Annotated in this window: 12 protein-coding genes and 1 pseudogene; 5 read left to right on the top strand and 8 right to left on the bottom strand. The window is 70.9% G+C overall.

Annotation, left to right across the window (positions count from 1 at the left end):
* Positions 1-126 precede the first annotated feature (126 nt).
* Positions 127-906, top strand: a complete 780-nt coding sequence (locus tag AB0J10_RS28820; protein WP_363065512.1) for a crotonase/enoyl-CoA hydratase family protein — start codon at positions 127-129, stop codon at positions 904-906.
* A 133-nt stretch (positions 907-1039) separates the two neighbouring features.
* On the opposite strand, the gene AB0J10_RS28815 is transcribed toward AB0J10_RS28820, so the two are convergent.
* From AB0J10_RS28815 to AB0J10_RS28805, 3 genes are read right to left on the bottom strand one after another with little or no spacing between them, the layout of a single operon-like run.
* Positions 1040-1786 (bottom strand): succinate dehydrogenase/fumarate reductase iron-sulfur subunit, encoded by a 747-nt coding sequence (locus AB0J10_RS28815; protein ID WP_363065510.1) that lies wholly within the window; start codon positions 1784-1786, stop codon positions 1040-1042.
* Positions 1783-3729, bottom strand: a complete 1947-nt coding sequence (locus AB0J10_RS28810) for a fumarate reductase/succinate dehydrogenase flavoprotein subunit (protein WP_363065508.1) — start codon at positions 3727-3729, stop codon at positions 1783-1785. The genes AB0J10_RS28815 and AB0J10_RS28810 overlap by 4 nt, the downstream gene beginning before the upstream one ends.
* 1 nt (position 3730) lies before the next feature.
* Positions 3731-4435, bottom strand: coding sequence for a succinate dehydrogenase (locus AB0J10_RS28805; RefSeq protein ID WP_363065506.1), 705 nt, complete (start codon positions 4433-4435; stop codon positions 3731-3733).
* 85 nt (positions 4436-4520) lie between these two features.
* Here AB0J10_RS28805 and AB0J10_RS28800 point away from each other — a divergent pair, with 85 nt between their 5' ends.
* Positions 4521-5435, top strand: a complete 915-nt coding sequence (locus AB0J10_RS28800) for a LysR substrate-binding domain-containing protein (RefSeq protein WP_363065504.1) — start codon at positions 4521-4523, stop codon at positions 5433-5435.
* A 67-nt stretch (positions 5436-5502) separates the two neighbouring features.
* On the opposite strand, the gene AB0J10_RS28795 is transcribed toward AB0J10_RS28800, so the two are convergent.
* Positions 5503-5910 carry a RidA family protein gene (locus AB0J10_RS28795; protein WP_363065502.1) on the bottom strand — a complete coding sequence of 136 codons (408 nt, stop codon included), beginning with the start codon at positions 5908-5910 and terminating at the stop codon, positions 5503-5505.
* Positions 5911-6058: 148 nt separating this feature from the next.
* Here AB0J10_RS28795 and AB0J10_RS28790 point away from each other — a divergent pair, with 148 nt between their 5' ends.
* On the top strand, positions 6059-6439 hold the full coding sequence (locus tag AB0J10_RS28790; protein WP_363065500.1) for a helix-turn-helix domain-containing protein: 381 nt from the start codon (positions 6059-6061) through the stop codon (positions 6437-6439).
* A gap of 76 nt (positions 6440-6515) precedes the next feature.
* Here the strand turns inward: AB0J10_RS28790 and AB0J10_RS28785 are convergent, their stop codons facing one another.
* The 3 genes from AB0J10_RS28785 to AB0J10_RS28775 form a co-directional block, all read right to left on the bottom strand.
* On the bottom strand, positions 6516-8687 hold the full coding sequence (locus AB0J10_RS28785; RefSeq protein WP_363065498.1) for an EAL domain-containing protein: 2172 nt from the start codon (positions 8685-8687) through the stop codon (positions 6516-6518).
* The gene (locus tag AB0J10_RS28780) at positions 8684-9496 is read right to left on the bottom strand and encodes an SAM-dependent methyltransferase (RefSeq protein WP_363065496.1); all 813 of its coding nucleotides are present in this window, start codon (positions 9494-9496) and stop codon (positions 8684-8686) included. Before AB0J10_RS28780 ends, AB0J10_RS28785 begins: the two co-directional genes overlap by 4 nt.
* 227 nt (positions 9497-9723) lie before the next feature.
* Positions 9724-10710, bottom strand: coding sequence for an SCO0930 family lipoprotein (locus AB0J10_RS28775; protein WP_363065494.1), 987 nt, complete (start codon positions 10708-10710; stop codon positions 9724-9726).
* A 744-nt stretch (positions 10711-11454) separates the two neighbouring features.
* Here AB0J10_RS28775 and AB0J10_RS28770 point away from each other — a divergent pair.
* Together AB0J10_RS28770 and AB0J10_RS28765 are read left to right on the top strand one after the other, a co-directional pair.
* A complete protein-coding gene (locus AB0J10_RS28770; protein ID WP_363065493.1) occupies positions 11455-12219 on the top strand; it encodes a hypothetical protein in 765 nt (254 codons plus the stop codon).
* A gap of 191 nt (positions 12220-12410) precedes the next feature.
* Positions 12411-12965: a hypothetical protein gene (locus AB0J10_RS28765; RefSeq protein WP_363065491.1), complete on the top strand. Its 555-nt coding sequence runs from the start codon at positions 12411-12413 to the stop codon at positions 12963-12965.
* Positions 12966-13082: 117 nt separating this feature from the next.
* On the opposite strand, the pseudogene AB0J10_RS28760 reads toward AB0J10_RS28765, so the two are convergent.
* Positions 13083-13355: pseudogene (locus tag AB0J10_RS28760) on the bottom strand (hypothetical protein); the annotation flags it as partial.
* Positions 13356-14313: the final 958 nt, after the last annotated feature.

Below are 14313 nucleotides of genomic sequence, written 5' to 3'. Positions count from 1 at the left end.
CCAAGAGCATCAGCCTGAACGCCCCCGTGCAAGCGCCTCGATCGTCCCCGGGGGTTGTGCCGCCGCCGGGGCCCCGGGAGGATCCTCGACCGGGCCCGGGCGGGCACATCGGCGAGAGGACCAACAATGGGTGACAACCAGGCCGTACGGATCGAGCGCGACGGCCCCGTCCTCACCGTCGTCCTGAACCGCCCCGAGGTGCGCAACGCCGTGGACGGCCCGACCGCGGCACTGCTGGCCGACGCTTTCCGGCGGTTCGAGGCGGACGAGGACGCCGCGGTCGCCGTGCTGTGGGGCGAGGGCGGCACGTTCTGCGCGGGCGCCGACCTCAAGGCCGTCGGCGGCGAGCGCGGCAACACGGTCACCGCTGACGGCGACGGCCCGATGGGCCCGACCCGGATGCGGCTGAGCAAGCCCGTGATCGCCGCGGTCTCCGGCCACGCCGTGGCAGGCGGCCTGGAGCTCGCCCTCTGGTGCGATCTGCGCGTGGCCGAACAGGACGCGGTCTTCGGGGTGTTCTGCCGCCGCTGGGGCGTTCCGCTGATCGACGGCGGCACGGTGCGGCTCCCGCGGCTCATCGGGGAGAGCCGGGCCATGGACCTGGTACTCACCGGTCGTCCCGTGCCGGCGACCGAGGCCCACGACATCGGTCTCGCCAACCGGCTCGTCCCGCGCGGGGAGTCCCGCCGCGCCGCCGAGCGGCTCGCCCACGAGATCGCCGCCTTCCCCCGGCTGTGCCTGCGCCACGACCGGCTGTCCGTACTCGAACAGCACGGCCTGCCCGAACCCGAGGCGCTCGCCCGCGAGTACCGGCACGGTCTCGTGCCCCTGACCGCCGGCGAGACCCGGTCGGGCGCGAACCGCTTCGCCGAGGGCGCGGGCCGTCACGGGTCCTTCACGGACTGACGCGCGCCCCGCGCGGACACTCCGCCGGGCTGGGCCGGGGCGGTGGTCTGCCGCCCGCACCCCGGCCGCCCCGCGGGCCGCGTGGTGCCCGGCCGGGTGCACGCACCACCCGGTGCGGGCGGCGCTCCCGCCCCTACCGCTTCACCTTGCGCGCGGCGCGCAGCCACTCGCGGTTCATCGCGGTGATCGACGGGAGCGGGATGCCCTTCGGGCAGGCCGTCGCGCACTCGCCCGTGAGGGTGCAGCCGCCGAAACCCTCGTCGTCCATGGCCGCGACCATGTCGAGGACCCGGGTCTCGCGTTCCGGCGCGCCCTGCGGGAGCACATTGAGATGGTTGATCTTCGCCGAGGTGAAGAGCATCGCCGAGCCGTTGGGGCAGGCTGCCACACACGCCCCGCAGCCGATGCATTCGGCGTGCTCGAAGGCGGAGTCGGCGTCGGCCTTGGGGACCGGCACGGCGTGCGCCTCCGGCGCGGAGCCGGTCGGGACGGAGACGTAGCCGCCGGCCTGGATGATCCGGTCGAAGGCCGAACGGTCCACGACCAGGTCCCTCACCACCGGGAAGGCGGAGGCGCGCCACGGCTCGACGTCGATCGTGTCGCCGTCCTCGAACGAGCGCATGTGGAGCTGGCAGGTGGTGGTGCGTTCCGGGCCGTGCGCGTCGCCGTTGATGACCAGCGAGCAGGCCCCGCAGATGCCCTCACGGCAGTCGTGGTCGAAGGCGATCGGCTCCTCCCCGCTCAGGAGGAGTTCCTCGTTGAGGGTGTCGAGCATCTCCAGGAACGACATGTCCTGGGAGACGCCGTCGACCTCGTAGGTGACCATGGCGCCGGGTGCGTCGGCGTTCTTCTGGCGCCAGACGCGCAGTCTGAGCTTCATGCGTAGCTCCGCTGGGTGGGGTGGACGTACTCGAAGACGAGGTCTTCCTTGTGCAGGACGGGCGCGGCGCCGGTGCGGGTGAACTCCCAGGCGGCGGCGTAGGAGAACTCCTCGTCCCTGCGCTCCGCCTCGCCGTCCGCGGTCTGGGACTCCTCCCGGAAGTGGCCGCCGCAGGACTCCGACCGGTGCAGTGCGTCGAGGCACATCAGCTCGGCCAGTTCCAGGTAGTCGACGACACGGTTCGCCTTCTCCAGCGACTGGTTGAGCTCCTCCCCCGTACCGGGCACCTTGATCCGGCGCCAGAACTCCTCGCGTATCCGCGGGATCCGGTCGAGTGCCTTGCGCAGCCCGGCGCCGGTGCGGGCCATACCGCAGAACTCCCACATCAGCTCGCCGATCTCGCGGTGGAACGAGTCCGGCGTACGGTCCCCGCCGACGGAGAGCAGCAGGTTCAGCCGGTCCTCGGTCTCGGCGAGCGCCGCCGCGACCGCGGGGTGCTCCGCGTCCACGGCCTCCGCGTGCGGGTGGCGGGCCAGATAGTCGTTGACGGTCGACGGCAGGACGAAGTAGCCGTCGGCGAGGCCCTGCATCAGCGCGGAGGCGCCGAGCCGGTTGGCTCCGTGGTCGGAGAAGTTGGCCTCGCCGATCGCGAACAGTCCGGGCACGGTGGTCTGGAGGTCGTAGTCGACCCACAGACCGCCCATGGTGTAGTGCACGGCCGGATAGATCCGCATCGGCACCTCGTACGGGTTCTCCGCGGTGATCCGCTCGTACATGTCGAAGAGGTTGCCGTACTTCTCCTCGACCTCGGCCCGGCCCATGCGGCGGATCGCGTCCGCGAAGTCGAGGTACACGCCCTGGCCGCCGGGGCCGACACCGCGGCCCTCGTCGCAGACGTTCTTCGCCGCGCGGGAGGCGATGTCGCGTGGGACGAGGTTGCCGAAGGACGGGTAGATGCGCTCGAGGTAGTAGTCGCGCTCGTCCTCGGGGATCTCGCCGGCGGGGCGGGTGTCGCCCTTGGCCTTCGGCACCCAGATCCGGCCGTCGTTGCGCAGCGATTCGCTCATCAGCGTCAGCTTGGACTGGTGGTCGCCGGTGCGCGGGATGCAGGTGGGGTGGATCTGGGTGAAGCAGGGGTTGGCGAAGTAGGCGCCGCGCCGGTGGGCCCGCCAGACGGCGGTGGCGTTGGAGTTCATCGCGTTCGTCGACAGGTAGAAGACGTTGCCGTAGCCGCCGCTGGCCAGGACGACGGCGTCGGCGAAGAACGCGTCGACCCGGCCCGTGACCAGGTCACGGGCCACGATGCCGCGGGCCCGCCCGTCGACGACGATCAGGTCCAGCATCTCGGTGCGCGGGTGCATCTCGACGTTGCCCGCCGCGATCTGCCGGGACAGCGCCTGGTAGGCGCCGAGCAGCAGTTGCTGGCCGGTCTGGCCGCGGGCGTAGAACGTACGGGAGACCTGGACGCCGCCGAAGGAGCGGGTGTCCAGCAGACCGCCGTACTCCCGGGCGAAGGGCACTCCCTGGGCGACGCACTGGTCGATGATCTCGACGGAGATCTGGGCGAGCCGGTGGACGTTGGACTCCCGTGCCCGGAAGTCGCCGCCCTTGACGGTGTCGTAGAAGAGGCGGTGGACGGAGTCGCCGTCGTTGCGGTAGTTCTTGGCCGCGTTGATGCCGCCCTGGGCGGCGATGGAGTGGGCTCGGCGCGGGGAGTCCTGGTAGCAGAACTGGACCACGTGGTAGCCCTGTTCGGCGAGGGTCGCGCCGGCCGAGCCGCCGGCGAGGCCCGTGCCGACGACGATCACGGTGTGCTTGCGCCGGTTGGCCGGGTTGACCAGTTTGGCCTCGAAGCGGCGGCGGTCCCAGCGGTCGGCGATGGGACCGTCGGGCGCCCTGGTGTCGGCGATGGGCGCGCCGGTCCGGTAGTTGGGGTAACTCATGTCAGCTCACGACTCCGGTCATGACGGCGACGGGTACCGAGACGAAGCCCAGCGTCAGCACCAGCGCAAGGCCGTTGGCCGCCGCCTTGAGGGCGCGGTCGCGGCGTACGCTGCCCGCGCCGATGGTCTGGGCGGCGCTCCAGAACCCGTGGCGGACGTGCAGGCCGAGGGCGAGCATCGCGGTGAGGTAGACGGCGTTGCCGTAGGGGGTGGAGAAGGTCGCGACGACGTTCTCGTAGGGCCTGCCCGGCTGGGCGTTCTCGTTGACGGTGAGCGTGGTCAGGTCCAGCAGGTGCCAGACGATGAACAGCCCGAGGATGATGCCGCCCCAGCGCATGGTGCGGGTGGCGTAGCTCGCGCGCCGGCGCTTGTGGACGTACTTGCTCGGGCGGGCCCGGATGTCCCGCCGGCTGAGCTGGTACGCCGACACGCCGTGCAGTACGACGGCGGCGAGGAGGACGACGCGGACGATCCAGAGCGCCCACTCGTGGTGGAGGAAGGGCTCGCCCAGGGTGCGCAGCCAGTGGGCGTAGCCGTTGAACTCGCCGGAACCGAAGAAGATCTTGAGGTTGCCCAGCATGTGGACGACCAGGTAGCCGAGCATGACCAGGCCGGTCACGGCCATCACCGTCTTCTTGCCGACGGTCGATCCCCAGAGCGTGCGCGTCATGGACGGCCGTCGGTCCGTCCGCGTTGCCAGAGCCATGGAAACAGACGTTAGGCGTCGAGCTGTCGAGAGGTCCAAGACATGGTCCGGCTGATCTCGATAGCCAGGGGCTATCGTGTAGCACATGCAGTTCCAGCAGCTCCAGTACTTCGTGGCCGTCGCGGAGGCCCGGCACTTCACCCGGGCCGCGGAGCGGGTGCACGTCTCCCAGCCCTCGTTGTCGCAGCAGATCCGGTCGCTGGAGAAGGAGCTGGGGGCCGAGCTGTTCAGCCGGGCCCGAGGCAACATCGCCCTCACCGACGCGGGCGAGGCGCTGCTGCCGCTGGCCCGGCGGATCCTCGCCGACGCGGACACCGCCCGGCACGAGGTGCAGGAGCTGGCACAGCTGCGCCGAGGGCGGGTGCGGCTGGGGGCGACGCCGAGTGTGTGCACGGGTCTGCTCCCGGACGTGCTCCGGGTCTTCCACGATCTCCACCCGGGGATCGAGTTGCTGGTCGAGGAGAGCGGCTCGCACGACCTGGTACGGGAGCTGGCTCGCGGCGCGCTCGACCTGGCTCTGGTGGTGCTGCCACTGCCGACTCCGTCTCCGGCGCTGACGACGGTGGAGCTGCTCCAGGAGGACCTGGTGGTGGTCTCCTCGGCGGCGTCCCGGGCACCGCGCCGGCCGGTGCGGATCGCGGACCTCCAGGGCGAGCCGCTGGTGATGTTCCGGCACGGCTACGACCTGCGTGAGCTCACGGTGGCCGCGTGCCGCGCGGAGGGCTTCGAGCCGGCGTTCACGGTGGAGGGCGGGGAGATGGACGCGGTGCTCGGCTTCGTAAGGGCCGGGCTCGGCCTGGCGGTCGTCCCCCGCATGGTCGCGGCGCAGGCGGGCCGCGACCTCCGGGTCACCGCCCTCGCCCGCCCCGGCCTGCGCCGTACGATCGCGCTGGCCCACCGCAGCGACGTTGCGCCGCCGCGTGCCGCCCGTGAACTCCAGCGCCTGCTCCTGCGGACGCGGGCGGCTGCTCGGCAGCAGCCGGCCGCCACCGACGCATGACGTGCCGGCTCACGGTTCCCGCTCCCCGCCCTCACCCCACTGCCGCTGCCGCTGCCGCTGCCGCTGCTCAGTCGATCATCGCGGTGGCTTCGATCTCGACCAGGTGCTCGGGCACGTCCAGGGCCGCGACGCCCAGCAGGGTGGCGGGCGGCACGGGGGTGACCCCGAGCTTCGCGGCCGCCCGGGCGACGCCCTCCATGAGCAGCGGCATCTTGTCGGGGGTCCAGTCGACGACGTACACCGTCAGCTTCGCCACGTCGTCGAACGAGGCCCCGACCCCGGCCAGCGCGGTGCCGACGTTGAGGTAGCACTGCTCGACCTGGGCGGCGAGATCTCCTTCCCCGACCGTGACCCCGTCGGCGTCCCAGGCGACCTGTCCGGCGACGAGCACCAGTTTCGGCCCGGACGCGACCGACACCTGACGGTAGGCGTCGATCTCCGGCAGTCCGCCGGGGTTCACCAGTCTGACGGCCATGCTGCCCGCCTCCTTGTCCTGACTCACGAGGGCGCCCTGGCCCGGGTCCACCGGACAGGGCACCCTCGGTCTCTTGTGGTTACTCGGTAACCGTAGGAGACTGGCCCCTGACATGGAAGAACGCACTTTTCAGTGACTGGGGAACCCGATGGTGACCAAGCAGTTCACGGGCTCGCCCGACGAGGCGGACCTCCGGCGCGCGGACTCCCTGGCACGGGAGATATTCGCGGACGTCGCCAACAAGTGGGCGCTCCTGATCATCGAGGCCCTGGGTGAGCGCACTCTGCGCTTCGGTGAACTGCGCGACGAGGTGGAGGGCATCAGCCACAAGATGCTCACCCAGAACCTGCGCATGCTGGAGCGCAACGGCCTGGCCGACCGCAAAGTGCACCCCACCGTGCCGCCGCGGGTCGAGTACAGCCTCACCGAGCCGGGGCTGGCCCTGCGGCACACCGTTGACACGATGTGCGACTGGACCCACCGGTACCTCGGGCACATCGAAGCCTCCCGCGGCCGTTTCGACGCCTGATCCTCCCCGCTCCCGGGGGCTCCCCTCTCGCACGCCGCCCCGGTCGGGGTCCCGCGGCGGTCCGGCGCGGCAACGGCTACACCGCGTCCGCGAGCGACAGCGTGTGCAGACGGTCCGGCGGGCCGGGCCGGGCGTAGTACCAGCCCTGCGCCGTGTCACAGCCCAGCTCTCGCAGTTGCTCGGCCTGGACGCCGGTCTCCACACCCTCGACCGTCACCGCCAGCTCCAGGCTGTGGGCCAGCGAGACGATGCCCTCGACGATCTTCCGGTCGACCGGATCCGCCGGGTGCTGCTGCATCCCCTGGGTGAAGGAGCGGTCCAGCTTCAGCACGCTCACCGGGAGCCGCCGCAGGTTGGCGAGGTTCGAGTAGCCCGTGCCGAAGTCGTCGAGCGCGATGTCCACGCCCATCTCGGCGAGTTGCCGCAGCGGCTTGAGCAGGTCCTCGTCGGCTCCGATCAGCGCGGACTCGGTGACCTCCAGGCACAGCGCGCCGGGCGGCAGGCCCGAGCGCTCCAGTACGTCCACGGTGTCGGCGACCAGGCCAGGGTGGTGCAGCTGGGTCGGGGACAGATTGACGTTGATCCGCAACGGTGGTGCGGAACAACCCGGTTCGGCCTGCTCGTGCCAGTATCGCGCCTGCCGCACGGCCTCCTGCAGGACCCACCGGCCCAGCGGCACGATCAGCCCGGTGTGTTCGGCGAGCGGGATGAAGTGGTCCGGCCCGAGGACCCCGTGCTGCGGGTGCGACCAGCGCACCAGCGCCTCCGCACCGTGCACCCGGCCGTCGCCGAGGTGCACCAGCGGCTGGTACTCGATGAAGAACTCGCCCCGCTCCAGGGCCGCGGGGAGCGCGGTGGTCAGCCCGTGCCGGGTGATCGCGCGGGCGTCCGCCTCCGGGTCGGCGAGCTCGAAGCGGTTCCCACCCGCGGACTTGGCCCGGTACATGGTGATGTCCGCGCTGCGCAGCACCTCCGCCGAGGTACGCTCCCCGGCCGGTCCCTCGACGATCCCGATGCTGCCCCGAACGCTGATCTCCCGGCCCTCGAGGGTGATGGGCGCGGCCAGCGCGGCGAGGATCCGGCCGGCGAGTTCGCTCACCTCGCACTGGGTCTCCCGGCCGGTCGTCAGAGCGACGAACTCGTCGCCGCCGAGCCTGGCCACCATCTCCCCGGGGGCGGTGGCGCAGCTCTGCAGCCGGTCGGCGACCTCGACGAGGAGTCGGTCGCCCGCCGAGTGGCCGAGGCTGTCGTTGATCGCCTTGAAGCCGTCGAGGTCGAGGTAGCAGAGCCCGAATCGGGCCCCCTCACCCGCGGCCAGCGCCTTCTCCAGCCGCTCGAAGAACAGGGTCCGGTTGGGCAGCCCGGTGAGCGCGTCGTGGGTCGCCTCGTACCTCAGCCGGAGGTTGAGCAGCCGCCGTTCGGTGGTGTCCTCCATCAGCGCCAGCTGGTACTGGGGCACACCGTCGGCGTCCCGCAGCAGCGAGACGGTGAGGTTCGTCCAGAGCACCGTGCCGTCGTTGCGGTAGAAGGGCTTCTCGACGCGGTAGTGGTCGCGCTCGCCGCGTACGAGCTCTTCGTACATGTTCCAGGTCTGCGGGCGGTCCTCCGGGTGTGCCCATTCGTTGACCTTGCGTCCGCGTACGTGGTGCTCCAGTCCGCCGAACATCCGGGTGAGCGTGTCGTTGACCTCCAGGACGTTGCCGTCCAGGTCGGCGATGCCGATTCCGATCGCCGCGTCCTCGAACACGGCGCGGAAGCGCGTCTCGGTGGCGTGCAGGGCCTCCATGGCCACGCTGCGTGCCGCCAGCGCCGACCGCGCGATGGCCTCCTGCTCGGTGAGGGTGCGCTCCCGCAGCGCGAGGGCGTACCCGGCGGCGAGAGCGTGCTGCAGTCTGGCGCAGCGGGCCCGGCTGTCGTCGGCGGGCTCCTGGTCGTTCCCGCAGTACAGGACCAGGTAGGCGTCGATGACGCCGAGCGTTCGGCTGAGGGCGTCCGGGTCCGTGCAGTGGGCGTCGACGAGGGCGGCACCGACCCGCTGGGCGGCAGCCGGATCGAACGGCCGCGTGTGCAGCGTATCGCTCAACTGCCGGGCCAGCGGCAGTAGATGCCCTTCGAACTCGGGACGGGTCAGCGACGTGGCGGTGACCGGGAAGATCGCCCGGCTCCAGATGGTCGCGAACCGTCTGAGCCTGTCCTCCAGGTCGTCCGGGCCCGCCGCCGAGCCCGCTGCCTGCGACGGCGTCATCACGCCTTGCGCCCCACCCCTGCGTAACCGGAGAACGCGTACGGGTCCTCCTGTGCGTCCGGTGTCTCAGGTCGCCAGTCCGGCATCGACACCAGTCCGGGCTCGACCGTCTCGAACCCGTCGAAGAACCGTGCGATCTCCTCCCGCGAACGCATCACGAGCGGGTTGCGGATGTCCTCGTAGACCCCGACGGCGCCGCCCGCCTGCTCCTTGGGCAGCGGAATGCCCTCGTACGAGGCGTGGGTGACGACGACGAGGCTGCCGGGGGCGAGCGCGTCCCGCAGAGCGGCGACGGACCGCTGCGGGTCGTCGGAGTCCTCCAGGAAGTGGAGGACGGCCACGAGCAGCAGGGCCACGGGCCGTTCGAGGTCCAGCAGCCGGATGGTCTCGGAGTCCCCGAGGATGTCGGCCGGCTTGCGCAGGTCGGCCTGGACGATCCCGGCCCGCTCGTTCCCCTCCAGCACCGCCCGGCTGTGGGCGACGGCGACCGGGTCGTGGTCGACGTACACCACCCGCGCCTCGGGGTCGGCCTTCTGCGCGACCTCGTGGGTGTTGCCGAAGGTCGGTATGCCGGATCCGATGTCCAGGAACTGGTTGACGCCCTCGCTCACGGCGTAGCGTACGGCACGGCGCATAAAGGCGCGGTTCGCCTGCATGATCTTGGGGAGGCCCGGCAGGAACTGCATGGCCCTCCGGGCGGCTTCACGGTCGACCTCGAAGTTGTGCGAGCCGCCCAGGTAGTAGTCGTAAATGCGGGACACGCTCGGCACCGAGATGTCGATGCCCGGCGGGGCCCAGGCGGGACGCTCCATTGATGTCTCCAACAAGTCGCCACGGGGATTAACGGCCATTCGCACGGCCGGTGTTCGAGCCGAGGCTACTGATCGCCCGCCAAGAGAGCGAGCAGAAACGGAAATTAACGGTCCGTTCTTGGTCACACGCCACCGGCACCTGCTGGCAGGAACCACCGCAAACAGCCGACCCGCCGCACGCGGGGGGCGTGACGGCGGGCCGGTGGCCGGAGGCACTGCGTGGGGACCTACTTGGGCGCTCCGACCGGCTTGCCCTGGGGCGACACTGCGAACCAGGTACCGCCCACTCCCTGACCGTTGGTGTCGCCGGGCTTCTTGTCGCCCGCGAAGGTGTAGATCGGCCAGCAGTCGATGGTCTGCTGCTTGATTCCGTCGGGACGGTCGAAGGTGACGAAGCCCTTCTTCAGAATGCCTTCGGTGTCGTTCTTGTCGACGGGCGCGACGACCGGCCATTTCTCCAGGCAGGCGCCCGTGCAGGCGGTCTTCATCGGCCAGGCCGAGTCCTTGGTGAAGCGGTAGACGGTCATTCCGTTCTTGTCGACGACGATCTCGCCGAGCTTCGGGTCCTTGCGGACGGAGAGACCGGCGAGGTCGGTGGAACCGCCGCCGGCCACCTGGCCGCCGCCGGCTTCCTCGCCGCCACCTCCGCCGAGCGCCGCCTTCTTCCCGTCGGGCGCCGAGGCGAACCAGGTGCCGCCGACTCCCTGTCCGTTGGCGTCGCCGGGCTTCTTGTCCTTCGCATAGCGGTACATCGGCCAGCCGCCGACGGTGAGCTGCTTGGTGCCGTCGGCACGGGTGACCGAGCCGATCAGCGAGGCGTCGGTGCCCGGGGCCGGCGTGACATCGCCCGCGGCCACCACCGGCCACGCCTTCGCGCAGTCTCCGTTGCAGTTGGACGTCACCGGGTCGACGGAGTCCTTGTCGAAGCGGTAGAGGGTCAGGCCGTCGCTGTCGGTGAGCACCTCGCCGAGCTTCTTGCTCTCCCACACGGCGAGTTGGCCCGCCGTCCTCGGCTTGGCGGCCGCGGCGCCGGCGTCCGCACCACCACCGTACCCGGCTCCGTAGCCACTGTTGGCGGCCGGTTGCCCGGCGGGGTTGACCGCTCCGACGGCCTGGCCGTTCGGCTGCGCCTCCGTCTCCTGACCGCACGCCGTCGTCAGCGCGAGTACGGCCGCCGCGGTCACCGCGAGCGAGGCGTTCCGCCAGGTCTTCATGTCAACTCCCGTAGCCCGGTGTCCGTTGTGGCGCCCTTGGTGCGCCGTTCATGGCCCTAGGTACGCGCGGCGAGGCGGGGTGTGTTCAACGACCGGCGGAAAAAATCTTCGCGGGGCGGTAAACACGATTGCCGGACATCCCCACCATCAGGCGAATCGTCGTCCGTTGGGGCGTGTCCGGACCTCGCATGGATCATGCTCACCGGCGTGTACGGATCGCTCGTCGCGCGGCTGCTGTCGGCCGCCGCACTCGCCTGGCTGCTGACGGCTCCCCTGCCCGCCGCGGCCGACTCCTGCTCGTACGCCTCGATCGGCCCCGGCGGGCCGAACGGGCCGGACTCCTCCGTCGCGATCGCCGGCGGCGCCCACTGCACGGCGGGCCCGGTCCCCGCGCCCGAACCGCCGCCACCGCCTCCGCCACCCCCTCCTCCCCCACCACCGCCTCCACCACCACCTCCACCACCTCCACCGCCGCCACCACCTCCACCGCCGCCACCGGCACCCGCGCCGCTCCGGATCGAGCCCGCTCCCCCACCGCCACCACCACCGCCTTCCCCGCGCCCGAAGGCCCGCCCCGCACCGCCGCGGCCGACCCCGGTCGCCCTCCCCCACTACCGAAAGCCCCAGCGCGAGGAGCCGCGAGGCGGACCCTCGCTGGTCTCCCTCACGCTCCTGGTGACCGCCCCCGCCGTGCTCGCCGCGGCGTTCCTTCGCCCCCGATCCCGCTAGCTCCCGGAGGTTCACTTGTCGGAGTGGGTCGTACTGTCCCTCGCCATGGCCGCGGCGTGTGCGGTCGTCCTCGCCATCACCGTCATCAACCAGCGGCGGGTCGGTGACGACGACGATCCGTCGGAGACCCCGGACGTCATCGAGTACATGACGATGATGATCGGCGTGGTGTACGCGATCGTCCTCGGCCTGGCCATCGCGGGCGTCTGGGAGGCGCGCGGCGCGGCTGAGGACTCGGTACGCCAGGAGGCCCAGGCACTGCACGAGGTGAGTGCGCGCGCCGAGGTCTACCCGGCCGAGGCACGCACCCGGATCCGGGACAGCGTCGACGCCTATGTCTCGCACGTCGTGGACACGGAGTGGCGCCACATGGTCGAGAAGGGCGAACTGACGGAGAAGGGCGCACGGCTGCTCGAACAGGTGCGCAGGGACGTGACGGACTACGTACCCAGGAACGACCACGAAGGTCAGGCGTACCAACCCCTCGTCGACCAGGTGGCGGCGGTCGACGACGCCCGTGGGGCCCGGGGGCAGGGCGCCGAGGCGACGATGCCCGGGGTGGTGTGGTTCGGCCTGGTCGCGGGTGCCGTGGTCACCGTCGGCCTGATCTTCACCCTGCAGATCCGCCGCACGTTCAGGGAACTGCTGCTGGCGGGTCTCTTCAGCGCGCTGATCGCATTCCTGCTCTTCCTGATCTGGGATTTCGACGCGCCGTTCGGACGTGGCCCCTCAGCCGCTCCCGGACCGTTCACGGAACTCTTCCCACACGTCCTCGGCTGAGCACGACATCTCCGGGTGGCGCAAGCCGGGGGAACCGCCGGTGCGCCACCCGGGGGACAAGCGTGCCCCATTCGCCCGTCTGAGATCGCGGGGGTGAATGCGCACTTCTAGCGTTTCGGACATCGAGGTGCATTCCCTGACCTTGTGGAAAACCCTTCCGCAACTGCTCCTCGGGGACCCGGAGGATTGCCATGCGCGCGATACCCGTCGCGTCCGCCGCTCTCATGGGAGCGGCCGCCCTCGCCCTGACCCTTCCCACCGCGGCGGCCGACACCGCCGACGGCGCCGGCGGCAGCGTCCGCAAGCAGCCGTTCTCGTTCGCCGTCACCCCCTCGACCGTCGCCCCCGGCGGCACCGTCACGCTGGGCGTGTCCGGCTGCAGCACCACGGCCACGGCCTCGTCGGGCGTGTTCGACACCGTGACCATCCCGCCCCGCCAGACCGGAACGGCGAGGGTCGACCTGGACGCACGGCGCGGTGCCGTGTACTCGGTCCAGTTCACGTGCAACAACCAGACCGGCACCACGGACCTCACCATCTCCGGCGGCAGTGGCGCGGCGGCCACGCCCACCATCCGCTCCACGAGCACGGCCGCACCTCAGCCGCAGGGCGTCAAGGGCGGTCTGGGCGGCAGCATCGGTGGTATGAACGCGGCGGAGATCGCCGCAGGCGTCGTACTCGTCCTGGCAGCGTCCGGCGGCGTCGTCTATGTGGTGCGCCGCCGCTCGGGCAGCCGGCTGCACTGACCTCCCGCTGCCGGCGCCCGTCCCGTTCCGTGCCGCAATGCCCGTCGCCCCGAGTCGTCCTGGTTCAGGACGACTCGGGGCGACGGGCGGTGAAGGCCGGCGGGCAGGTTCGGCCGTTCAGGCCTCTCCGCCGCTCATGCCGCGGCGACGCCGGAAGAGGTAGACGGCTCCACCGACGGCTGCCGTGGCGACCAGACCGCCACCCACGGCCATCTCGGCACTGGAAGGGCCCTGCGAGCCACCGAGACCACCCTGGGCGCCGCGTCCCGAGAGCACGATGAAGGTGCGTGTCGCGATCCGGTTGCTGTCGTGGCAGCGGACGGCCAGGTTGTACTGGCCCGGGGTCGCACGGTCGAAGATGCGGGCCGTGGCGACGGCGACGCCCTCCCCGCCCCGGAAGTTGTTGAAGCGGTCGCGGTCGTTGCGACGGTTGTCGTTGTGGCCGTTGTCGTTCCGGCGGTTGTCGTTGCGGCCTTCGTTGCCACGGCCGTTGTTGTTGCCGCCCTGGTCGTTGCGGCCGTTGTTGTTCCGGCCGTTGTTGTTGCCGCCCTGGTCGTTGCGGCCGTTGTTGTTACCGCCCTGGTCGTTGCGACCGTTGTTGTTACCGCCCTGGTCGTTGCGACCGTTGTTGTTACCGCCCTGATTGTTGCGACCGTTGTTGTTGCCCCACTGGTCGTTACGGCCGTTGTTGTTACCGCCCTGGTCCCCGCCGTTCCCGTTCCCGTTCCCGTTCCCGTGCTGGTCCTGACCGAAGCCGTTCGCGTTGCCGTTGCCGTTACCGTTGCCGTTCTGGTCCTGACCGAAGCCGTTCGCGTTCCCGTTGTCGTTCCCGTTGCCGTTGCCGCTCGCGTTCGCGTTCGCGTTCGCGTTGCCCTCGTCCGCCGCCCGCTTGCCACTCGGGCCGTAGAACCCTCCGCGGTCGGCGCTGAGGTTGGCGGCGGGGAAGGCGTTGGACGACACCGTGCCGCCGCGGTGGCAGCCGTCGACCAGGATGGTCAGGGTCGAGCCCTGGTGGACCTCGGACGGGGAGAGACGGACGTTGGCCGGACCGTTGCCACCTCCGGTGGCGGTGGCGGCGACCACGGGAGAAGTGGCGCCCATGGCCGCACACGCGGTGATCGCCACCGCGACAGCGCGTGAAGCACGCATGGTTGAACCTCCATCGGAGGTGCGCCCCGGAACGGTGCTCCGGAGATTTCGACGAGAACGCCCTCCATGACGAAACCCTCACCGGCTTGCACATCCGTCGCATTTCGGGACTCGGCCACCCCGGTGATCGACACGCCGGGGCGAGCAGCCCGGATCTGACGGAGTCGCAGGTCACGGACCGTCAGAGAATTTGCCCGAC

The sequence above is a fragment of the Streptomyces sp. NPDC049887 genome, assembly GCF_040656535.1.
In the GTDB taxonomy this organism is placed as follows: domain Bacteria; phylum Actinomycetota; class Actinomycetes; order Streptomycetales; family Streptomycetaceae; genus Streptomyces.
This window is presented reverse-complemented; position numbering and strand designations above follow the sequence as displayed.